Genomic DNA, 20,364 nt, shown 5'->3' on the forward strand with positions numbered 1-20,364 from the left:
GGTCGCAGCCAGCCCGCCAAGCCTGAAGTGTCGCCGTGGCCATGGATCGCAAGGTCTACGGTGACCTGTCGAAAGTGTCCCTGCGGGCCATGCATGAAGCGGCAGTGAAGTTCGAAGTACCGCTGAGAGCGCTACCCGCAGAAGCGGCATTCCAACTGCCCGATGACCTCGTCCCCATTGCTGAAAAGCTGCTCGCCTACGCCAAGGGTGCCAGCAACCGTCTGACCCACGAGGAGGAGCGTCACCTAATGTGGCGCTATATCCACACCTCCGCCCACTGGGTGCCCACTGCCGGTCTGCTGCTCAGCAAGCCGGCCAATCAACGGCTGGCCTACAACCAACGGCCTCAAGAGGGTTACCCGGAATGACATTACGTCTACTGATCGCACTCCTACTGCTGCCGCTGAGCGGCTGTGCGAGTGGCGGCCCTAAGCTCCCCTATCCCACTTGGTACATCGGCGCAGGCGCCCCGCGGCATATGGAGGTCTGGGTAGAAAGCATTGATGTCGTCGATCGCCGCAACCTGGCATTCGAGTGGGTATACGGTGGGATTGTTGGCTACGCAGCGAAGACAGAAGGCTGGTGGGGCGGCGGCGGGGCCATGAAGCCGGTCAACAACGTCGACCTGCCCAACATCATCTTCGTGCGCTGGCAGTCCCTGGTGGAGCCTCAGGTCTACAACGTGCGCATCAATATTCCGCAGTGGGTACGGGACGAGATGGTCAAGCCCCAGCGCACGATTTGCGTCCATTCCTCCGAGGAGGAGATCCAATACCGCAAAGCCATCTCCATTGGTCTGGCGCCTGGGGGCATCACCAAGGTTTGGCTTCGGGGCCCCTGCCTCAAAGCCAAAGAAGTCGGCCGTTTCGTTGGAGTGGTCGAACCCAGGGGGCCGAGCCGGGGACAGACGGGCGGGAAATACGCCTGGCCCGAGTTGGAGCCTGCGAGCAAGGCCTATATCGAACAGCACGGCATTCCCTATGACTCCTGGTAAGGGCTACCCCGCATGAGCCTGCGCCTCTGCTGCTCCTGCCGCTTAACGGCTGTGCTGTTGCAGGTCATGGACCGCTGTAGTCCGGCCGCTAGAACAACGCCAGGCTGTAGGTGAGGAAGACCCGGTTCTGGTCGACGTCGGTGCTCGCCTGGCTGCGCAGGCTGGCGTTGCGCCAGGTGATGCCCAGGCCCTTGGCCGGCCCGGCCTGCACCACGTAGGCCAGGGTGAAGTCCCGTTCCCACTCGTGCAGGTGCCCGCGTTCGGAGCGGATGCCGCTGCCCTTGAGGTAGGCGACGTTGCTGGTCAGCCCCGGCAGCCCCCAGGTGCCGAAGTCCAGCCCGTACTGGGCCAGCCAGGTGCGTTCGCCGGCGCGGGCGAAGCTGTTCAGCTGGCGGTCGGTGATCAGGTAGACGTCGCTGCCGTTGCCCTGGTTGGGCTGGATGAAGTGGCTGTCGCCGCTCAGGCGCTGGTAGCCGGCGCCGAGGGTGTGGGCGCCGAGGCTCCAGCTGAACAGGGCGCTCCAGGCGCGGTTGTCCACCCGGCCGCGATGAGCGCCGCTCTCGCCGTTGCCGGGGCCGTAGTAGCCGGCGGCGGTGTAGCCCTCGGTGCGGCCGCTGCGGCTGGCGTTGCGGCCCGTGGCGCGGGTGTCGAAGTGGCGCAGGTCGGTCTTCAGCGTGCCCAGGGGCAGCGCCTGCTCGTGGTTGAGGCCGACGAAGTGCTGGCGATAGAAGTCCTCCAGCTGGCCCAGGTAGTACTGCACCTGCAGTTGCTCGCTGACCTGGTAGTCCAGGCCGAGGAAGTCGAAGGCGTCGCTGTGGCGGGCCGGCGCGGCGCTGACGGCGTTGCCGGGCTTGCGCGGGCTGTTGGCGCCGTTGATGGAGAGGTCGTCGCGGTGGCTCTGGGCGCGCCCTTTGGCCTGGCGCAGGCGGCCGGCCAGCAGGGTGAGGTCGTCGAACTCGCGCACCGTCAGTTGGGCGCCTTCGAAGGTCTGCGGCAGCAGGCGGCCGTCGTTGGCCTTGATCACCGGCAGGCGCGGGATCAGGGTGCCGACCCGCGCCTCGCTGGCGCCGATGCGCAGCTTGGCGGTGAGCCCGAGGCTGCTGAATTCGTCGCGGGCGCGGCCATTGTGCTCCAGGGGGAACAGGGCGCTGGGGGTACGGGCCTGGTCGGCCTTGCCGGCGCGGCCACCGCCGTCCAGGCGGATGCCGAGCAGGCCGATGGCGTCGAGGCTGACGCCGACCGTGCCTTCGGTGTAGCCGGACTGGTAGTCCAGGCGCAGGCCTTGCCCCCATTCCTCGGTCTGGCCGGCGTGGCCGTCGCGGTTGTCCTGGTTGAAGTAGAAGTTGCGCAGCGACAGGGTGGCGTGGCTGTCGTCGAGGAAGCCGCCCGCCTCGGCCAGGCCCAGGGCGAGGGCCAGCGACAGGGCGAGGGGAAGGCGGAAATGGATGGCGGTCATGGCGTGTCCTCCTTGTGACCTCGGGCGGTTCAGGCCTGGTGCAGGCGCTCCAGGGCCTGGCGGTGCAGCTGGGGATCGCCGGCGGCCAGCACGCTGCTGCCGGAGCCAAGGCCGAGCGGGCGGCCCTGCCAGTCGCTGATCACCCCGCCGGCGCCTTCGATGACCGGCACCAGGGCGCAGTAGTCCACCGGCGCCATGCCGCCGCCGTCGGCCACCAGGTCGATGCGTCCCCGGGCAAGGTTGGCGTAGGCGCTGCAGGCGGCGCCGTAGAGGCGCCAGCGGGTGGTGTCACGCAGCCGGGCGAAGGCTGCCAGGTGGGTGTCCGGCAGGCTTTCCGGGTTGCTGCTGGCCAGCAGCGCGCGGGCCAGCTCGGCGCAGGGGCGGGTGCGCACCGGCTGGCCGTTGAGCCGGGTGGGCTGGCCTTCCACGCCGACCCAGCGCAGGCCGGCGATGGGCAGGTCGACCACCCCCAGCACCGGACGCCCGTCACGGCACAGGGCGATCAGCGTGCCGTACACCGGGACCCCGGCGATGAAGGCCTTGGTGCCGTCGATGGGGTCGAGCACCCAGCTGTATTCGGCGTCGCGCTGGTGGTCGGGGTACTCCTCGCCCACCACGCCGAAGCTGGGCGTGTGGCGGGCGATGGCCTCGCGCAGCTCGTGCTCGATGGCGCGGTCGATGGCGGTGACGGGGCTGGCGTCGTCCTTGTCCTCGAAGGGCTGGCCGTCCTGCAGGGCGGTCTGCCAGTGGGCCTGCAGGCGGGTGCGGGCGAGGTCGGCCAGGTGTTCGGCGGTGGCGCGGTGGTGGGCGGTCATGTCCGGCTCCGTGTCAGAGGGCTTTGTCGAGGCCTTTCCAGGCGCTGAGGAAGGCGTCGCGGCCGGCGATGGCGGCCTGCTCGTCGGTGGGGAAGACGGTGATGTCCTTCAGCTCCGGCAGCTCGACATGGGCGCTGACCTCGATGTCGCTGCGGCTCGGCCGGCGGTAGGCCTGCTCCAGCAGGGCGATCTGGGTGTCGCGGCTCAGCAGCAGGTCGTAGAGGCGCTTGCCGGCCTCGGGGTTGGGGCCGTTCTTCACCAGCACCAGGGCCTCTTCGGTGACGAAGGTGCCGTCGACCGGGTAGACCAGGCGAATCTCCCGCTGGCCGCCGGCGACATAGGCGTAGGCGTTGCCCTCGAAGGTCAGGCCGACGGCGTATTCGCCCTGGGCCACCTGGTTGAGCACGGCGCTGGAGTTGCGCGAGACCACCAGGTTGGCGGCCAGGCGGCGGAAGTCGTCCTCGCCCAGCAGCTGGCGCAGGCCCCAGAGCGCGGTGTAGGCGGTGGAGGTGGCGGTGGGGTCGCCGACGATGATCCGCCCCTTCCAGGCCGGGTCCAGCAGGTCGCGCCACTGGGTGGGCTCCTTGAGCCCGCCGAGTTGCTTGTGGTTCACCATCATCACCACCACCTGGATGTTGGCGGTGCTCCACAGCTGCTGCGGGTGCTGGTGCGCCTCGGGGATGGCCTGGGCCTGGGGCGAGCGGTAGGGCGCGTAGAGCGCGGTGAAGGCGCCCAGGGTGTTGGGCTGGGAACTCCAGAACACGTCGGCCCGAGCCGCCTGGCCCTCGGCCTCGATGCGCTTGAGCAGGGCGGCGCTGGAGCCGTTGACCACGCCGATCTTCAGGCCCGGGTCGAGGCGCTGGCCGCTGTCCAGCAGGGCCTGCACCGCCGAGTCGTTGTTGGTGGTGTAGAGCACCGCCTGCTCGCGGGCGAGGGCGGGCTGCAGCAGGTTGAGGGCGAGGGCGGCCAGCAGGGCGGGCAGCCGGTGCTTCCAGGTGGCTTTCATGGCGACTCCTTGGTGCGGTTCAGAAGACCTTGATGCGGAACACCCGGGTGGCGATGACCACCGGGACGAGGGTGAGCAGGACCAGCACCAGCCCGTAGGCCGCCGCCTGGCCCTGGAGGCCGGTTTCCACCAGGCGGAAGACCTGGATGGTGATGGTCTCGCGGCCGGCCGAGTACACCACCAGCGAGGCGCTCAGCTCGGCGACGATGGTGGTCCAGGTAAGCACCGCCGCAGCAGCGACGGCGGGCGCCATCAGCGGTAGCACCACCTTGAAGAAGGAGCGCAGCGGCGGCACGCCGAGGCTGATGGAGGCCTCCTCGATGGAATCGGGGATGTTGTAGAGGGTGGCCGAGGCGCTGCGCACGCCGAAGGGGAAGCGGCGGATGACGAAGGCGACGACTATGATCGCCGCCGTGCCGCTGAGGGCCAGCGGGCCGCTGTTGAAGGTCATCACCAGGCCGATGCCGAGCACCGTGCCGGACATGGCCAGGGGCAGCATGGCGAGGTAGTCGATGGCCGGGGTGAGCAGGTTCTTCTTCTTGATCACCAGGTAGCTGATGACCACGCTCAGCAGGATGCCCACCAGGGTCGCCAGGGCGCCGTAGGCCAGGGTGTTGAGGATGGGTTCCGGGCTGCGCAGCAGGACCCGCTCCAGGTTCTCCAGGGAGAACTGGCCCCAGTGCATCACCGGCCCTCGCGAGCGGGTGAAGGCGCTGGCCAGCACCGTCAGCAGCGGCAGCGAGGAGAGCAGGATGAACAGCGCCGTGGCCGCGCCCAGCAGCGCGCCGCGTACCCCGCGCAGGCGCTGGGCCGGGGCGCTGCGGCCCTGGACGATCTCGTAGCGCTTGCGCCCCACCAGCCAGCGCTGGAGGAACAGCACCCCGGCGACGATGGCGATGGACAGGGTGGCCAGGGCGCTCTGCAGGCCGGCGTTGGTGCCCATCTCGGAGACGAAGCTGAGGTAGGTGAGCACCGAGAGCAGCTGCACCTTGCCGCCCAGCAGGGTGGCGATGGCGAAGTTGCCCACCACCAGGGTGTACACCAGCAGCCCGGAGGCCAGCACGGCGGGCAGCACCACCGGCAGCATCACCTGCAGGCGCGCCTTGGCCGGAGGCACGCCGAGGCTCTGGGCGGCTTCTTCCAGCTGGGCGTCGAAGCCGCGGATGGCGGCCAGGGTGCCGAGGTAGATGTAGGTGTAGTAGACCAGGCTCATCACCAGCACCAGGCCGGGCCAGCCGTAGAAGCTGGGCAGTGCGAGGCCGAGGTGGTCCTCCAGGGCGCGGGTGAGCAGGCCGTTGTTGCCGAGGATCATCAGCCAGGTCTGGCTGACGATCACCTCCGGGACCACCAGGGTGCACACCGGCAGCACCGCCACCAGCGCCTTGCCGGGGAAGTCGAAGCGCGCCGTGACATAGGCCAGGGACACCCCGAGCACGCTGGCGCAGCCCGTCACCAGGGCGCCCAGCAGCAGGGTGTTGCCGAGGGCGCGAAGGTAGCGCGGCTCGTCCAGCAACTGGGACCAGCCGCTGCCGCCGGCACCGGCCACGCTGCCGTGCAGCAGGTTGGCCAGGGGCCAGAGCAGGAACACCAGCAGCAGCCCCAGGGCGAACAGGGCGAGAAGCAGCCAGGGGGAGGGCAGGCGCCGGTTCATTGGGCCACCACCCGGAGCTGTGCGGGGTCGAACTCCAGGCTCACCGGCTGGCCTTCGTGGAAGCCGTCGCCGTCGGTGCCGAAACGGTCGACGCTGAGCTGCTGGGCGTCGGCCAGCTCGATGCGGTAGCTGGTGCGGTTGCCCAGGTACTGCTTGCGCCGCACCTGGCCGGCCAGGCAGTTGCCGAGGGCCTGCCCGGCGGGGCGCAGGCGGATGCTTTCCGGCCGCGCCACCAGGTGCACCTCGGGCTCGGGCAGCGCAGCCTCTGCGCGGGCCTGCAGGGGCTGGCCGGCCACCAGCACGCGGATGCCGTCGTCGCTGGCCTGTTCCAGCACCCGCGCGGCCAGCAGGTTGGCCGAGCCGATGAAGTCGGCGGCGTAGGTGCTGGCGGGGGACTGGTAGATGGCCTGGGGGCTGCCCAGTTGCTCGATGCGGCCCTTGCGCATCAGGGCGATGCAGTCGGAGAGGGCCAGGGCCTCTTCCTGGTCGTGGGTGACGAAGACGGTGGTGATACCGATCTCCCGCTGCAGGTCGGCGATGGCGGCGCGGATCTGCAGGCGCAGCTGGGCGTCGAGGTTGGACAGCGGCTCGTCCATCAGCAGCACCTCGGGCTCGATGGCCAGGGCGCGGGCCAGGGCCACCCGCTGCCGCTGGCCGCCGGAGAGGGCGGCGGGGTGGCGCTCGGCGAAGCCGCTCATGCCCACCCGCTCCAGGTATTCGCCCACCTTGCGGCGCAGGGTCGCCGTGTCGGTCCGGCGGGCGCGCAGGCCGTAGGCGACGTTGTCGAACACGGTCTTGTCGGGGAACAGGGCGTAGTCCTGGAAGACCATGCCGATGCCCCGGCGGTGGGCGGGGACCTGGGTCATGTCGACGTCGCCGAAGGCCAGGCGCCCGCCGCTGGGGCGGATGAAGCCGGCGATCACCCGCAGCAGGGTGGTCTTGCCGCAGCCGCTGGGGCCGAGCAGGGTGAAGAAGCTGCCGTCGGGGATGTGCAGGTCGAGGCCGTCGATGACCTTGATCCCGCTGCCGTAGCTGACGTCCAGCTGGCTGATGCTGATGGATGACATCGCATTTCTCCGTTCGCGTGTTTGTTCTTGTTGGCGCGGGGGCGGTGCCTGGGCGGGCCGCCCCGGGGCGTCGTTGCACCCCTTGGATGGGCCTACTGTGAACGGGGTGCGGGCGGGTGGCTTGATCGATTCGCCCGGTTGCGGTGCGCGGTTCGGCACAGCCGGGCGACCGGCCTCAGGCGCGGCAGCGCTCGCGGTACTGGCTCGGGGAGAGCCCGGTGAGGGCCTTGAACTGGCGGCTGAAGGCGCTGTGGTCGGCATAGCCGCAGCGGTAGGCGATCTCGGTGATGGGCAGCTCGCCGGCCAGCAGCTGGGTGGCGGCGCCCAGGCGCGCCTTGTGGATCATCTGCCGGGGGCTGAGCTGGAAGATGCGCTTGCACAGGCGGCCGAGCTGGGAGGCGGACAGCCCGGCGATGGCGGTGAGTTCATCGAGGCTGATGGGCTCGGCGAAGTGCTCGCGGATGTGGGCGTCCACCGCTGCCAGGCGCTGGAAGGCCGGGTGGCTGGACTGTGGCGCCTGCAGGTCGTAGGAGATGCCGGCCATGCCGATGACCCGCTGCGCCGGGTCGCGCAGGGGCAGCTTGTGGGTCAGGCACCAGCCGGGTTTGCGGCCGGGGTAGAGGTGCAGTTCCAGCTGGTCGCTGAGCTGGTCGCCGGCCTCCAGCACCTGGCGGTCCTGCTCGGTGTAGAGGTGGCCGAAGCGGCGCGGGAACACGTCCTCGGCGGTTCGCCCCAGCAGCGGCGCCTTGTCCCTGAAGCCGCAGCGCTGGGCGAGGGTCTGGTTGACCAGCACGTAGCGGGCGTCCAGGTCCTTGACGAAGAACACCACGTCCGGCATCGCGTCCAGCAGCGGCGCGACCTGCTCCAGGCAGCGCAGCAGGCTGGGCAGGTCCGGGGCGTGTGAAAGGCATTCGAGCTGCATCGTGCATACGCCGGAGGCTGGCTGTCGGGAGGGTTCGGCCCGTCGGCCGCCGGTCCCGGGCGGCCTTGGGCAGTGAACCTAGCCCGGTCCGTTCGACGGGCGCCAGAGGCCGGGCGCCCCGGGAAGGGGCGCGCAATTGCGTATTCACGAGGGGGAAGGTGACCGGTTGGTCAGTCGCCATTTCCTGCCGGGCCAGGCCCCGCACCGTGCGTGCGGGGCGCCGGGTCAGCTGCGGCGTTCGACGATGTAGCGGGCCAGGGCGCGCAGCGGCTCGGCGGCCTCGCCCAGGGGGCGCAGGGCGTGCAGGGCCTGGTCGCGCAGCTCCAGGGCGTAGTCCTTGGCGGCGTCGAGGCCGAGCAGGGCGGGGTAGGTGGGCTTGTCGGCGGCCTGGTCCTTGCCCTGGGTCTTGCCGAGGGTGGCGGTGTCGCTTTCCACGTCGAGGATGTCGTCCTGCACCTGGAAGGCCAGACCCACGGCGCGGGCATAGACCTGCAGGGCACGCAGCAGGGTGTCGTCGGCGCGGCCGCTGGCCAGGGCGCCGAGGCGCACGCTGGCTTCGATGAGGGCGCCGGTCTTGTGCCGGTGCATGGTCTCCAGGGCGGCCTGGTCGAGGCGGATGCCCACGGAGCCGAGGTCGATGGCCTGGCCGCCGACCATGCCAGCGGGGCCGGAGGCCCGGGCCAGGGCGGTGATCATGGTCAGGCGGGTGTCGCCGTCCTGCGGGTTGCGGCGGCGGTCGGCCAGCACTTCGAAGGCCAGTGCCTGCAGGCCGTCGCCGGCGAGGATGGCGCAGGCTTCGTCGAAGGCCTTGTGGGTGGTGGGCTTGCCCCGGCGCAGGTCGTCGTCGTCCATGGCCGGCAGGTCGTCGTGCACCAGGGAGTAGGCGTGGATCAGCTCCACCGCGCAGGCGGCGCCGTCGGCCTGGTCGAGGTTGCCGCCAAGGGCTTCGCAGGCGGCGTAGACCAGCAGCGGGCGGACGCGCTTGCCGCCGTTGGTGACGCTGTAGCGCATGGCCTGGTAGAGGCGGTCCAGCTCGTTGGAGGGGGCGTCGAAGAGGGTTTCCAGGGCGGCGTCGACGCGCGCCTGGCAGCGGGCCTGGTAGGCGGCGATCATGCCGGCTCGTCCGCGTCGAAGGGGGCTTCCTCCAGCTCGCCGTCGCGCTCCAGCAGCATCTGCACCTTCTGTTCGGCCTGGCTCAGGGCGCCCTGGCATTCCCGGGTCAGGCGGATGCCCTGCTCGAAGGCGCTCAGCGAGTCTTCGAGCGAGAGTTCGCCGCTTTCCAGGCGTTCGACCAGCGCTTGCAGGTCGGCGAGTGACTGTTCGAAGTCGGGGGTGGCTTTCTTGCGGGCCATGGAGGGGTCTCGGGGGATTTCAGAACGGGCGGACACTAGCAGAGGCGCGGCCTTGCGGGCAATCGACGGTGGTCGTAGCGGGGTGGGTTCGGTGGCCGCGCAGGGCGATGGGTACCCCTGGAAACGGTGGATCGATGGAGCGCGGTCCATCCTACGGGGCGCCAGGTTTCAGGGGTTGAGGAAGTAGTAGGCGGTCATCCCGGTGCCGACGGCGATGACCCAGGCGCGCAGCCAGGCGGTGGGCAGGCGTTTGGCCAGGGCGCCGCCGGCGTAGCCGCCTGCGCTGGCGGCGGCCAGCAGGACGGCCAGTTCGGCCCAGCTGACCCGGCCGGCGAGGACGAAGGTGACCACGGCGGTGCTGTAGATTGTGCTGGAGAGCAGGTTCTTCAGGGCGTTGGCGCACAGCAGGGGGTGCCCTTCGATGGAGAAGGCCGCCAGTTGCAGGATGCCCATGCCGGCGCCGAAATAGCCGCCATAGACGGCCACCAGGGCGTGGGCCAGGCCGCCGCCGAGGCCGTGGGGCGGCAGGCTGTCGGCGCTGCGGTGGCGGTTGACCCAGCGGCTCAGCCAGGGACTGGCGGCGAACAGCAGGGTGGCGGCGGCCAGCAGCCAGGGGATGAGCCGGCGGAACACCGCATCGCCGCCGGCCAGCAGGAGCAGCCCGCCGGCCACGCCCCCCAGCACCGAGAGCAGCACCAGGGGGATCACGTAGCGACCCAGCGGACGCAACTGCTCGCGGGCGGCCCAGCTGGCGGCCAGGCTGGCGGGCCAGAGGGCGACGGCGTTGGTGGCGTTGGCGGTGACCGGCGGCAGGCCGGTGGCCATGAGGGCGGGGAAGGAGAAGAAGGTGCCGCCCCCGGCCAGGGCGTTCATGCCGCCGGCGGCGAAACCGGCGAGCAGCAGGAGGAAGCAGTCGGCAAGCGTCATGGGGCCCCGCAAAAAGGCGCGAGCTTACGCACCTGGGCGGCCCGGGGCAAAGCGCGAGGTCACTCGGCGAGGCAGGCGTCGGACTGCTTGGTGTAGGTGACGGCGCGGGTCTGCCCGTGGGTGTCGAGGTAGGTCATGGTCGCTTCCACCAGTTGGCAGATGAGCGGGTGGGGCTCCTCGATGCTGAGCACCTTGGCGACGTCCAGGTCCATGCCGTAGGTGTAGGGCACAGGCTTCGGCGGTGCGGCGAGGGCGCTGGTGGCGAGGCCGGCGAGCAGGGCGCCGAAGAGGAAGGTGGGTTGGGTGCGCATGGGGTTCTCCAGGCTGTGGAACAGGCCACTATGAGAACCCGCGCGCCGCTGCGGAAAAAGCCGTTGGCGGAGGAAGGGCTTTTCCGCAGGGCGTAACAATCGCGGCGGTCAGAGGCGGATCTGCTCCTGCTGGCGTTCGGCCTCGATCTGGTCGAAGCAGGCGCGCATGGCCTCCACCAGGCGTGGTTCGAAGTGCCTGCCGGATTGCTCGAGGATGTAGGCCTGGGCGCGCTCCAGGTCCCAGGCCTGCTTGTAGGGGCGGGGGGAGCGCAGGGCATCGTAGACGTCGCAGACGGCGACGATCCGTGCTGCCAGGGGGATGTCCTCCCCGGCCAGGCCGCGCGGGTAGCCGCTGCCGTCCCACTTCTCGTGGTGGCCGTAGGCGATCTCGGCGGCCATGTCGATCAGCAGCGTGCCGCGCTCCTCGTAGAGGATGCCGTAGCCGATGTCGGGGTGCTTCATCATGGTCCGGCGCTCTTCGTCGGTGAGGGGGCCGGGTTTGCGCAGGATGTGGTCGGGGATGCCGATCTTGCCCAGGTCGTGCATGGGGGCGGCGAGGCGGATGGTTTCGCACCAGGTTTCCGACATGCCGATCGTGCGGGCCAGCAGGGCGGCGGAGCGGCCGATGCGCAGGATGTGCTCGCCGGTTTCGTCGTCGCGGTAGCTGGCGGCCCGGCTGAGTCCGCGTATGGCGGCGCGGTAGCTTTCGTTCAGCTGCTCGGTGCGCTCGCGCACCTCCTGTTCGAGGTGCTCGTTGAGGTGCTGGAGGCACTCGGTGGCCCGGGCCAGGTGCAGGCAGTTGCGGATGCGCAGCAGCAGCTCGGGCAGGTCCAGGGGCTTGGTGACGTAGTCGTTGGCCCCCAGTTCCAGGCCACGGCGGCGGTTCTCCGGGTCGTTGAGGGCGGTGAGGATGATCACCGGGGCCCTTGCCCGATCGCGGTTGGCCAGGGCCTCGAGGATGGCGAAGCCATCGGGCTGGGGCATGTCCAGGTCCAGCAGGAGCAGGTCCCAGGATTCGCGCTGCAGCCAGTTCAGTGCCTCCGCGGAGTCGGAAAAGCACACGACGTTGCGCAGCTTGAAGGCCTTCAGGCTGCACTCCAGCAACTTCAGGTTGTGGGCCACATCGTCGACGATGACGACCCGTGCATCGGAGGGGATCTCGGAAAACATCAGGTTGCTCCACGGCCCTTCGAATCGGGGCTTCGCCTGCTGATCATCCCGCCGGCTCGCAAGGCGGTCAGGTAGACCTTGGTCGCGCCCGGGCCAGCGGTACAGAAGGTATAGGCGGAAAATACACGGCCATCCGGTCACCGTTTCGCTTTGCAGAGGCTGATTAATGGCTCTTTGATGGCATGTTGCGCGTGGTTGCGGTGAAAGGGCGTGCTCCCCGGCTGCCGTTGGGCGGGCCGGGGCGTAGGAGGTTTCCGACGAATGGCGCGGTTGCTAGAGGCGGAACGAGGACACCACCCGGTTGAGGTCGACGGCCAGGCGCGACAGGTCCTGGCTGGAGGCGCTGGTCTGCTGGGCGCCGGCGGCGGTCTGGGCGGAGAGGTCGCGGATATTGATCAGGCTGCGGTCCACCTCGCGGGCCACGGCGGCCTGCTCTTCGGCGGCGCTGGCGATCATCACGTTCTGCTCGTTGATGGCGGCGATGGTGCGGGAGATTTCCTGCAGGCTCTGGTTGGCGCGCTCGGCGAGTTGGGCGGTGTCGCGGGCCAGTTCGGTGCTGTCCTGCATGGTCTGCACGGAGCTGGTGGCTTCCTGTTGCAGGCGGCTGACCATCTGCTCGATCTCTAGGGTGGATTCCTGTGTGCGCTGGGCCAGCAGGCGTACTTCGTCGGCCACCACGGCGAAGCCACGGCCCTGCTCGCCGGCGCGGGCGGCCTCGATGGCGGCGTTGAGGGCCAGCAGGTTGGTCTGCTCCGCGATTGCGCGGATCACGTCCAGCACCTTGCCGACGTTCTGCATCTGCTGGGCGAGGCTGCCGACCCGCTCGGCGCTGGTGTTCACCTCGCCGGCCAGGGCGCTGATGGCGTGCACGGTTTCGGTCATCTGCCGGCTGCCCTCGCGGGCGGCGGTGTCGGCCTGGCGCGAGGCGTCGAGGGTGATGGAGGCGTTGTGGGCGACGCCGTCCACGGCGGCGCTCATTTCGTTGCACGCCGTGGCGGCCTGTTCGATCTCGTGGTTCTGCTGCTGCAGGCCACGGGTGGAGTCCTCGGTCACGGCGTGCAGTTCCTCGGAGGCCGAGGCGAGCTGGGCGGAGGAGTCGGTGATGTGGCTGATGGTGCGGCGCAGGCTGTCCTGCATGGCGCGCAGGGCTTCCATCAGTTGGGTGGCTTCGTCGCGGCCTTCGACGGGGATCGGCCGGGTCAGGTCGCCGGCGGCCACGGTCTGGGCAACGCCCACCGCCTCGGCCAGCGGGCGCACCACGCTGCGCGAGAGCACCACCGCCAGTGCGATGGCCAGCACCAGGGAGCCGCCAAGAATCACCAGCACCAGGGAAACGGCCTCATGGTAGGCCTGGCTGCTGGCGCTGGAGGCGTGACTCGCCCCCTCACGGTTGATACTGACCAGCTTCTGCAGCGTTTCCGTCATGCTCGCGCCGTGGCCATTGAGCACCTCGTTGATGAGGCGCCTGGCTTCTTCATGGCGGCCGGCAGCCAGGTGCTCGAACAACTTCTCCTGGCTTTCCACATAGGCCTTGTGGGCTGCGACGAATCGTTCATAGGCCGCCTGCTCTTCGGGGCTGGAGATCAGCGGGCTGTAGGTCGCCTCGGCCTTGCTCAGGTTCTCGCGTTCCACCAGCGCGCTGCGCCGCGTTTGCTCGTTGAAGCCAATGTCGGCCCGCAGCGTGGCGTTGCGCATCTGCATGGCCGCCATGCCCATCTCCTCCAGTGCCAGGATGCTGGGGAGCCAGTTGCTCCGTACCTCCTCGGACATGGCGTTCATCTGCCGCATCAGCCACAGGGAGCCTGCCCCGACGATTACCAGCAGAAGGACGACAAGGGCGAAACCGGCACTGATCCGCGTAGAGACGCGGTAATTGCGAATGGACATGCTGCAAGGCTCCCGGCGGTGGACAACTGGGCTATCGGCGGTTTGTCTACACACTTAAGCCGAGGTTTCCGGGTCTGGCGAATCCGGCCGAAGGTGGTGAGTTGCATACCCGGCTGGGTATGAGCCGGGGAAAGGGCCGTACTGCGAGGGAGTTGTCCGCCGAATGGCGTGCGCGGGGTGCTGGTTGCCGAGCCTGGGCGGCGCTAACATCGGCCCCACGCCCGCCGCTTCGGTGGCCGTGATACCCCCTCCAGCCCTGATGGACACCCACCGTGAGCCGAAAGCGAGACACCACGCCCCAGGAAGCCATGCTCAACCGCCTCGCCCGTGTCGAGGGGCAGGTCCGTGGCCTGCAGGCGATGATCCGCCGGGGCGAAGAGTGCGAAACCATCGCGGTGCAGTTCAGCGCCGCCCGCAAGGCACTCGACAAGGCCTACCAGGAGATGCTGGCCTGCCTGCTGGAGGAGGCCTTCGCCGAATCCGGCCAGGATGCCGAGGCCACCCTGGCGCGGGTCCGCGCCATCTTCACCAAGTACACCTGACGCCCTTTCAACGCAGGCCCAGGCGCCGGTCCAGGGACCAGGCGCCAGCGCCGCGTCCCACCAGCACCAGCAGCAGGGCCGCCCACGACAGGTGGGTGGACCAGGCGTCCGGGTAGACGAACACTTCGATCACCAGGGTCATGCCCAGCAGGGCCAGGGCCGACAAGCGCGTGGCCAGGCCCAGCACCAGCAGCAGCGGGAACAGGTGCTCGGCGTAGGTGGCCAGGTGCGCCGCCAGCTCCGGCGGCAGCAGCGGCAGGGCGTACTCGCTGCGGAACAGCTCGTAGGTGCCGGGGGTGATGTTCAGCAGCCCCTCTACTTTGGTGCGGCCGGAGAGGAAGAAGACCGAGGCGATCCCCACGCGCACCAGCAGATAGAGGAGGGCATCCGGCAGCAGGCGTTGCAGGCCGTCGGCCAGGCGGTTCCAGCGTGACGGTCGGGCGGGGAGGGTGATGGCCATGGGGGCTCCGTTTCAATCGAGGGGGGAGAAGGTGCCGAGGGCCATCAGCCGGCCCAGCAGTTCGGTGAAGTCCAGCGCGGGTTCGCGTACCAGCGCCTGGGCGGCGGCTTCGCCCAGGGGCAGGCCGGCGGCGCAGGCATCGAGGAAGGTGCAGCCGCCGGGGCCCAGCAACTGGCTGTGCACGCCTTCGGGCGAGGCCACCAGCAGTGCGCCTTCACCGTGCCACGGCAGGGGTTCGGGCAGCGGCAGGCCTTCGCGGCTGCAGTGCCAGAGGGTGTGGATCGGCTGCTCGTCGAACCAGCGCCAGCGCGCGCCGGCCCTGGGGCGCAGGCACAGGGCATCGAGCCCTGCCGGGTCGTGGCCGGCCAGCCCGGACAGGGTCAATGCCGGTTCCAGCGGCGCGGTGAACGCCTCCAGCCAGAGCCATTCCAGGCGCGCCACCGGGGCCAGGTAGGGCAGCTCGCGGGTGGCCGGCAGGCTGTCGAGGAAGTCGGCGAAGCCGGCGCCGTAGTGCACCAGGCGCGCGTCCTGCGGGGGATGCTGCTCGGCGAAGTGGGCGGCGGCGGCGCGCATCCAGGCTTCGCCCACCAGGCGCTGGACGGCGGGGAAGTTGTCGCACAGGGCATCCACGCAGCCCTTGATCACGGTGTTGCGGTAGACGGCGAACGCCGGCTGGGCGCTGAGCGCTTCCAGGCCGGGGTGGGTGCGCTGGTAGAGCGCGTCGACGAAGGCGTCCTGGAACTCGGCGAGCTTCATGCGGCCTCCCGCGCACGTTGCAGCTGGGCCTGGGCGCGTGCCCGTTCGGTCAGCAGTTCGGCGAAGGCCGGCAGGTTGTCGTCCCGCTCGATCAGCGTCGGGCGCGGGCCGATGCGTTGCACCAGGTGGGCGTGCAGGGCCCACACGGCGTCGTCGATCGGGGCGTCGTGGCTGTCGATCAGCAACGGGCCGTTGGCGTCCTCGCTGTAGCCGGCCAGGTGCAGTTCCACCACGGCCTCGGCGGGGAAGCGGTCCAGGTAGGCGAGCGGGTCGAAGCCCAGGTTGTGGGCGCTGACGTGGACGTTGTTCAGGTCCAGCAGCAGGCCGCAGCCGGTGCGCCGGCTCAGCTCGGCGAGGAAGTCGATCTCGTCGAAGGCGTGGCCGTCCAGGCGCAGGTAGTGGCTGGGGTTTTCCACGGCGATGGGGCGACCCAGGGCGTCCTGGGTGCGCTGGATGTTGTCGGCGATGCGCGTGAGCGCCTCAAGTGTACGGGGGAAGGGCAGCAGGTCGGGGTGGTACTGGCCGCGCCAGGCGGACCAGGCCAGGTGCTCGGACACCAGCACCGGCTGTACCCGGTCGGCCAGTTCGCGCAGGCGTGCCAGGTGCGCCGGGTCCGGCGGTGCATCGGCTGCCAGGGACAGCGACACCCCGTGCAGCGATAGCGGGTGGCGTTCGGCCACCCGCTCCAGCCAGGCCAGGCGTGGCCCGCCGACCATGTAGTTCTCCGGGTGCACCTCGTACCAGAGCCCCTCGGCCTCGCAGGCCAGGGCCTCGGCGAAGTGCGCCGGCTTCAGGCCGAGGCCGGCGCCCAGGCGGTGGGTGACGGACATGGTCGGCGCTCCACTCAGCCCTTGATCGGGGTCAGCGAGCCCATGCCGTGGGGCGTCTTGATCGAGGTGCAGGTGCCGGCGGGAACGTTCTTCCAGGCGTCGCCCTGGTAGTCCTTCTTCGAGCTACCGGCGCAGCTGGTGCCGGCACCGGCCTTGCAGTCGTTCTGGCCGGCCATGGCCACGCCGTAGCATTTCTCCATGGCCCCGGCGGGCTTGGCGCTCATGTCGTCGGCGAAGGCGGCACCGGCGAGGGAGGCCAGGGCGAGGGCGGCGGTGGTGAGGGCGATGGTTTTCATGGAATCTCTCCGAAAGGTGGTATGGCCGCGACGCTGCGTCGCCGGCTCGTGAGAGAGTTCGTCGGCCTTGCGGAAACGGTTACAGGGGTTTCGAAATTTTTTTTGCACGCCCGGCAACGCCGCACCGGCTGGGCCCTGGAGCGCCTGCGGGCGTGCGCATGCGTGGGTGTGGAGATTTGCCCTGGCGCCTCCTAACGTATTAAAAACCGCCGCCACGGCGGACCCTTGCCTGCCGTTCGTCGCCCCGAGCCACTTTTCCCGACCCCCGGTGTAACCCGACCCGCCCATGTCACGAACTGACTCTCAGGCCACCCTGGACCAGCGCGAAGCCGAGCTTCAGGGCTTGCTGCTGCGCGGCATGGCCGGCGATGCGGCGGCCTACCGGGGCTTTCTCACGGCACTGGGCGGCTACCTGCGGGGCTTTCTCCGCCATCGCCTGGCCAGTCGCCCGACCGATGTGGAGGACCTGCTGCAGGAGGTGCTGCTGGCGGTGCACAACGCCCGCCACACCTACCGCGCCGACCAGCCGCTGACGGCCTGGGTCTACGCCATCGCCCGCTACAAGCTGGCGGACCATTTCCGTGGGTTCGCCCGCCGCGAGGCCCTGCAGGACCCGCTGGAGGACAGCGAGCAGACGCTGCTGGCCGTGGAGGATGGCGAGCCCGCCGAGGCACGGCGGGATCTGGGTCGGCTGCTCGGGCAACTGCCCGACCGGCAGCGCCTGCCCATCGTCCACGTCAAGCTGGACGGCCTGTCGGTGGAGGAGACGGCGCGCCTTACCGGGCAGTCCAGCTCCGCCGTGAAGGTGAACATCCACCGGGGCCTGAAGGCCCTGGCGGCCCTGATTCGAGGAACGCAGAACGATGAAGACCGATGACCTGATCAGCCTCCTGGCCACCGCTGACCCGGGCGTCGACACCGGCGCCCTGGCGCGGCGCATCGGCCTGGCCCTGCTGGGCGGGGCCCTCGGTGCACTGCTGCTGATGGCCAGCCTGTACGGCGTACGCCCGGACCTGGCGCAGGTGGCCGGCACCCCGCTGTTCTGGGCCAAGCTGGCCTTGCCGGGCAGCCTGGCGCTGCTGGCGTTGTGGCTGTGCAGCCGCCTGGCGCGGCCGGGGGTGAAGGGCGGGGTGGCCTGGGGCCTGCTGGCCCTGCCGGTGGCGCTGGTGTGGCTCGGCGGTGCCGTGGCGCTGGCCGGTGTGCCCGCCGAGGCCCGGCCCGAGCTGGTGCTGGGCCGCACCTGGCGCACCTGCGCGTTGAACATCGGCCTGCTGGCGGTGCCTACCCTGGCGGCCATCACCTGGGCCCTGCGGGGCCTGGCGCCGGTGCGCCTGGGCCAGGCCGGCGCAGCCGCCGGCCTGCTGGCAGGCGCTACGTCGGCGCTGGCCTACAGCCTGCACTGCCCGGAGATGGGCGTGCCGTTCTGGGGTGTCTGGTACCTGCTGGGCGTGCTGCTGCCCACGGTGCTGGGGGCCGTGCTCGGCCCCCGTCTGTTGCGCTGGTAGGGCGCCTCCGGGGAAGAGGCGCCCGTCAGGGGCTCAGCCCCGCGCAGCGGCTGCGCGGGCCCGGGCGGCGTGCAGCTTCTTGTAGCTGTCGATCAGGCGCTGGTGGCGGTCCAGCCCTTCCAGTTTCAGGCTGGTGGGCGTCAGGCCGTGGAAGCGCACGCTGCCGTCCAGGGAGCCCAGCACCGCATCCATGCGCTCGTTGCCGAACATGCGGCGGAAGTTGGCCTCGTAGTCGGCCATGTCCAGGTCGTCGTCCAGGGTCACTTCCAGCGCCGCGTTCAGGGCCTGGTAGAACAGGCCGCGGTCGACGGTGTTGTCGTTGTACTGGAGGAAGGCTTCCACCAGCTCCTTGGCCTCGTCGAAGCGCTTCAGGGCGAGGTGGATCAGCAGCTTCAGCTCCAGCACGGTCAGCTGGCCCCACACGGTGTTGTCGTCGAACTCGATGCCGATCAGCGTGGTGATGTCGGTGTAGTCGTCGACCTCGGTGTTCTCCAGGTTGCGCAGCAGCGATTTCAGCTCGCGGTCGCCCAGGCGGTGCAGGTTGAGGATGTCGGCGCGGAACAGCAGGGCCTTGTTGGTGTTGTCCCAGACCAGGTCCTCCACCGGGTAGATCTCCGAGTAGCCGGGCACGAGGATGCGGCAGGCGTTGGCGCCGAGGTCGTCGTATACCGCCATGTACACCTCCTTGCCCATGTCTTCGAGGATGCCGAACAGGGTGGCGGCCTCTTCGGCGTTGCTGTCCTCGCCCTGGCTGGAGAAGTCCCACTCGACGAATTCGAAGTCGGCCTTGGCGCTGAAGAAGCGCCAGGACACCACGCCGCTGGAGTCGATGAAGTGCTCGACGAAGTTGTTCGGCTCGGTCAGCGCGTGGCTTTCGAAGGTCGGCTGCGGCAGGTCGTTGAGGCCCTCGAAGCTGCGCCCCTGGAGCAGCTCGGTGAGGCTGCGCTCCAGCGCCACTTCGAAGCGCGGGTGGGCGCCGAAGGAGGCGAATACGCCGCCGGTGCGCGGGTTCATCAGGGTCACGCACATCACCGGGAATTCACCGCCCAGGGAGGCGTCCTTCACCAGCACGGGGAAGCCCTGCTCCTCCAAGCCCTGGATGCCGGCGAGGATGCCGGGGTACTTGGCCAGCACGGCTTGGGGCACGTCCGGCAGGGCCAGCTCGCCTTCGAGGATCTCGCGCTTGACCGCCCGCTCGAAGATCTCCGACAGGCACTGCACCTGGGCTTCGGCCAGGGTGTTGCCGGCGCTCATGCCGTTGCTGAGGTAGAGGTTCTCGATCAGGTTGGACGGGAAGTACACCGTCTCGCCGTCGGACTGGCGCACGAAGGGCAGGGAGCAGATGCCGCGCGCGGTGTTGCCGGAGTTGGTGTCGTACAGGTGCGAGCCGCGCAGCTCGCCGTCCGGGTTGTAGATCGCCAGGCAGTGCTCGTCGAGGATCTCGGCCGGCAGGGCGTCCTTCGGGCCGGGCTTGAACCAGCGCTCGTTCGGGTAGTGGACGAAGTCGGCGTTGGCGATGTCCTCGCCCCAGAACTGGTCGTTGTAGAAGAAGTTGCAGTTCAGCCGCTCGATGAACTCGCCCAGGGCCGAGGCCAGGGCGCTTTCCTTGGTCGAGCCCTTGCCGTTGGTGAAGCACATCGGCGAGCTGGCGTCGCGGATGTGCAGCGACCAGACGTTGGGCACGATGTTGCGCCAGGAGGCGATCTCGATCTTCATGCCCAGCCCGGCGAGCAGGCCGGAGAGGTTGGCGATGGTCTCTTCCAGCGGCAGGTCCTTGCCGGGGATGCAGGTGCGCTGGCCGTTACCAGTTGGGATCAGCAGCGCCTGGGCGTCGGCGTCGAGGTTCTCCACCTCTTCAATGATGAACTCGGGGCCCTGCTGCACCACCTTCTTCACCGTGCAGCGGTCGATGGAGCGGAGGATGCCCAGGCGGTCCTTCTCGGAGATGTCGGCCGGCAGCTCCACCTGGATCTTGAAGATCTGCGCGTAGCGGTTCTCCGGGTCGACGATGTTGTTCTGCGACAGGCGGATGTTGTCGGTGGGGATGTCGCGGGTCTGGCAGTACAGCTTGACGAAGTACGCCGCGCACAGGGCCGAGGAGGCCAGGAAGTAGTCGAACGGCCCCGGCGCCGAGCCGTCGCCCTTGTAGCGGATCGGCTGGTCGGCGATCACCGTGAAGTCGTCGAACTTGGCTTCGAGGCGGAGGTTGTCGAGAAAATTGACCTTGATTTCCATGCAGGGGCACCAGCGTAAGAAAGGGTGGAACGGTGAAGGAGGCGACTCCGGGGGCGCCCGTCGATCATCCGCATGGCCCTGGCCAGGGCGTGCAGGCAGACACTCGGGGGACGTGACGGGAGCGAGGAGGGCGGGCGCGCCAGGGACCGGTCCGCTGACCGGTAGCCGATGCCGCAGTGGGT

The 20,364-nt window shown here is 69.6% G+C and carries 22 protein-coding genes and 1 pseudogene; 5 read left to right on the forward strand and 18 right to left on the reverse strand.

Annotated features, from left to right (window positions below; all coding sequences use genetic code 11):
- Positions 1–41 precede the first annotated feature (41 nt).
- Both RTK35_RS23815 and RTK35_RS23820 read left to right on the forward strand, forming a co-directional pair.
- Positions 42–368, forward strand: a complete 327-nt coding sequence (locus tag RTK35_RS23815) for a hypothetical protein (protein WP_316909150.1) — start codon at positions 42–44, stop codon at positions 366–368.
- The gene (locus RTK35_RS23820) at positions 365–994 is read left to right on the forward strand and encodes a DUF2931 family protein (RefSeq protein ID WP_208276222.1); all 630 of its coding nucleotides are present in this window, start codon (positions 365–367) and stop codon (positions 992–994) included. The genes RTK35_RS23815 and RTK35_RS23820 overlap by 4 nt, the downstream gene beginning before the upstream one ends.
- A gap of 88 nt (positions 995–1,082) precedes the next feature.
- On the opposite strand, the gene RTK35_RS23825 is transcribed toward RTK35_RS23820, so the two are convergent.
- The 13 genes and pseudogenes from RTK35_RS23825 to RTK35_RS30680 form a co-directional block, all read right to left on the reverse strand.
- Complete coding sequence (locus RTK35_RS23825) at positions 1,083–2,450, reverse strand: OprD family porin (RefSeq protein WP_316909151.1); 1,368 nt, start codon at positions 2,448–2,450, stop codon at positions 1,083–1,085.
- 29 nt (positions 2,451–2,479) lie between these two features.
- The gene (locus tag RTK35_RS23830; protein ID WP_316909152.1) at positions 2,480–3,265 is read right to left on the reverse strand and encodes an inositol monophosphatase family protein; all 786 of its coding nucleotides are present in this window, start codon (positions 3,263–3,265) and stop codon (positions 2,480–2,482) included.
- A 13-nt stretch (positions 3,266–3,278) separates the two neighbouring features.
- Complete coding sequence (locus tag RTK35_RS23835; RefSeq protein ID WP_316909153.1) at positions 3,279–4,271, reverse strand: extracellular solute-binding protein; 993 nt, start codon at positions 4,269–4,271, stop codon at positions 3,279–3,281.
- A 19-nt stretch (positions 4,272–4,290) separates the two neighbouring features.
- Positions 4,291–5,922 (reverse strand): iron ABC transporter permease, encoded by a 1,632-nt coding sequence (locus RTK35_RS23840; protein ID WP_316909155.1) that lies wholly within the window; start codon positions 5,920–5,922, stop codon positions 4,291–4,293.
- Positions 5,919–6,989 carry an ABC transporter ATP-binding protein gene (locus RTK35_RS23845; protein ID WP_316909156.1) on the reverse strand — a complete coding sequence of 357 codons (1,071 nt, stop codon included), beginning with the start codon at positions 6,987–6,989 and terminating at the stop codon, positions 5,919–5,921. Before RTK35_RS23845 ends, RTK35_RS23840 begins: the two co-directional genes overlap by 4 nt.
- A gap of 175 nt (positions 6,990–7,164) precedes the next feature.
- On the reverse strand, positions 7,165–7,911 hold the full coding sequence (locus tag RTK35_RS23850; protein WP_044402460.1) for an AraC family transcriptional regulator: 747 nt from the start codon (positions 7,909–7,911) through the stop codon (positions 7,165–7,167).
- 225 nt (positions 7,912–8,136) lie between these two features.
- Complete coding sequence (ispA, locus tag RTK35_RS23855) at positions 8,137–9,024, reverse strand: (2E,6E)-farnesyl diphosphate synthase (RefSeq protein WP_074972856.1); 888 nt, start codon at positions 9,022–9,024, stop codon at positions 8,137–8,139.
- A complete protein-coding gene (locus RTK35_RS23860) occupies positions 9,021–9,263 on the reverse strand; it encodes an exodeoxyribonuclease VII small subunit (protein ID WP_044402455.1) in 243 nt (80 codons plus the stop codon). Before RTK35_RS23860 ends, ispA begins: the two co-directional genes overlap by 4 nt.
- A 168-nt stretch (positions 9,264–9,431) precedes the next feature.
- The gene (locus RTK35_RS23865; protein ID WP_316909157.1) at positions 9,432–10,190 is read right to left on the reverse strand and encodes a sulfite exporter TauE/SafE family protein; all 759 of its coding nucleotides are present in this window, start codon (positions 10,188–10,190) and stop codon (positions 9,432–9,434) included.
- A 59-nt stretch (positions 10,191–10,249) separates the two neighbouring features.
- On the reverse strand, positions 10,250–10,501 hold the full coding sequence (locus RTK35_RS23870) for a DUF2790 domain-containing protein (RefSeq protein ID WP_316909158.1): 252 nt from the start codon (positions 10,499–10,501) through the stop codon (positions 10,250–10,252).
- Between the two features lie 108 nt (positions 10,502–10,609).
- Positions 10,610–11,671: an HD domain-containing phosphohydrolase gene (locus RTK35_RS23875; protein WP_316909159.1), complete on the reverse strand. Its 1,062-nt coding sequence runs from the start codon at positions 11,669–11,671 to the stop codon at positions 10,610–10,612.
- 273 nt (positions 11,672–11,944) lie between these two features.
- Positions 11,945–12,826 (reverse strand): methyl-accepting chemotaxis protein, encoded by an 882-nt coding sequence (locus tag RTK35_RS30675; protein WP_410478712.1) that lies wholly within the window; start codon positions 12,824–12,826, stop codon positions 11,945–11,947.
- Positions 12,803–13,558: pseudogene (locus tag RTK35_RS30680) on the reverse strand (MCP four helix bundle domain-containing protein); the annotation flags it as partial. The pseudogene RTK35_RS30680 and the gene RTK35_RS30675, both read right to left, overlap by 24 nt.
- A gap of 308 nt (positions 13,559–13,866) precedes the next feature.
- Between RTK35_RS30680 and RTK35_RS23885 the strand changes: the two are divergent.
- Entirely contained in the window at positions 13,867–14,100 is a 234-nt protein-coding gene (locus RTK35_RS23885) for a metal-sensing transcriptional repressor (RefSeq protein WP_044402440.1), read from the forward strand.
- Positions 14,101–14,107: 7 nt separating this feature from the next.
- On the opposite strand, the gene RTK35_RS23890 is transcribed toward RTK35_RS23885, so the two are convergent.
- The 4 genes from RTK35_RS23890 to RTK35_RS23905 are packed head-to-tail and all read right to left on the reverse strand — an operon-like array spanning position 14,108 to position 16,442.
- Positions 14,108–14,560: a DoxX family protein gene (locus RTK35_RS23890; protein WP_316909161.1), complete on the reverse strand. Its 453-nt coding sequence runs from the start codon at positions 14,558–14,560 to the stop codon at positions 14,108–14,110.
- 12 nt (positions 14,561–14,572) lie between these two features.
- On the reverse strand, positions 14,573–15,316 hold the full coding sequence (locus RTK35_RS23895; RefSeq protein ID WP_316909162.1) for a DNA-binding domain-containing protein: 744 nt from the start codon (positions 15,314–15,316) through the stop codon (positions 14,573–14,575).
- A complete protein-coding gene (locus RTK35_RS23900) occupies positions 15,313–16,146 on the reverse strand; it encodes a DUF692 domain-containing protein (RefSeq protein WP_316909163.1) in 834 nt (277 codons plus the stop codon). Before RTK35_RS23900 ends, RTK35_RS23895 begins: the two co-directional genes overlap by 4 nt.
- Positions 16,147–16,160: 14 nt before the next feature.
- Complete coding sequence (locus RTK35_RS23905) at positions 16,161–16,442, reverse strand: DUF2282 domain-containing protein (protein WP_044402428.1); 282 nt, start codon at positions 16,440–16,442, stop codon at positions 16,161–16,163.
- A gap of 286 nt (positions 16,443–16,728) precedes the next feature.
- Between RTK35_RS23905 and RTK35_RS23910 the strand changes: the two genes are divergently transcribed.
- Entirely contained in the window at positions 16,729–17,319 is a 591-nt protein-coding gene (locus RTK35_RS23910) for a sigma-70 family RNA polymerase sigma factor (protein ID WP_316909164.1), read from the forward strand.
- Positions 17,306–17,947: a DUF1109 domain-containing protein gene (locus tag RTK35_RS23915; protein WP_316909165.1), complete on the forward strand. Its 642-nt coding sequence runs from the start codon at positions 17,306–17,308 to the stop codon at positions 17,945–17,947. The genes RTK35_RS23910 and RTK35_RS23915 overlap by 14 nt, the downstream gene beginning before the upstream one ends.
- Positions 17,948–17,980: 33 nt before the next feature.
- On the opposite strand, the gene RTK35_RS23920 is transcribed toward RTK35_RS23915, so the two are convergent.
- Positions 17,981–20,182 carry an OsmC domain/YcaO domain-containing protein gene (locus tag RTK35_RS23920; protein WP_316909166.1) on the reverse strand — a complete coding sequence of 734 codons (2,202 nt, stop codon included), beginning with the start codon at positions 20,180–20,182 and terminating at the stop codon, positions 17,981–17,983.
- Positions 20,183–20,364: the final 182 nt, after the last annotated feature.

The sequence above is a fragment of the Pseudomonas sp. zfem003 genome (genome assembly GCF_032621675.1).
Lineage (GTDB): Bacteria > Pseudomonadota > Gammaproteobacteria > Pseudomonadales > Pseudomonadaceae > Metapseudomonas > Metapseudomonas otitidis.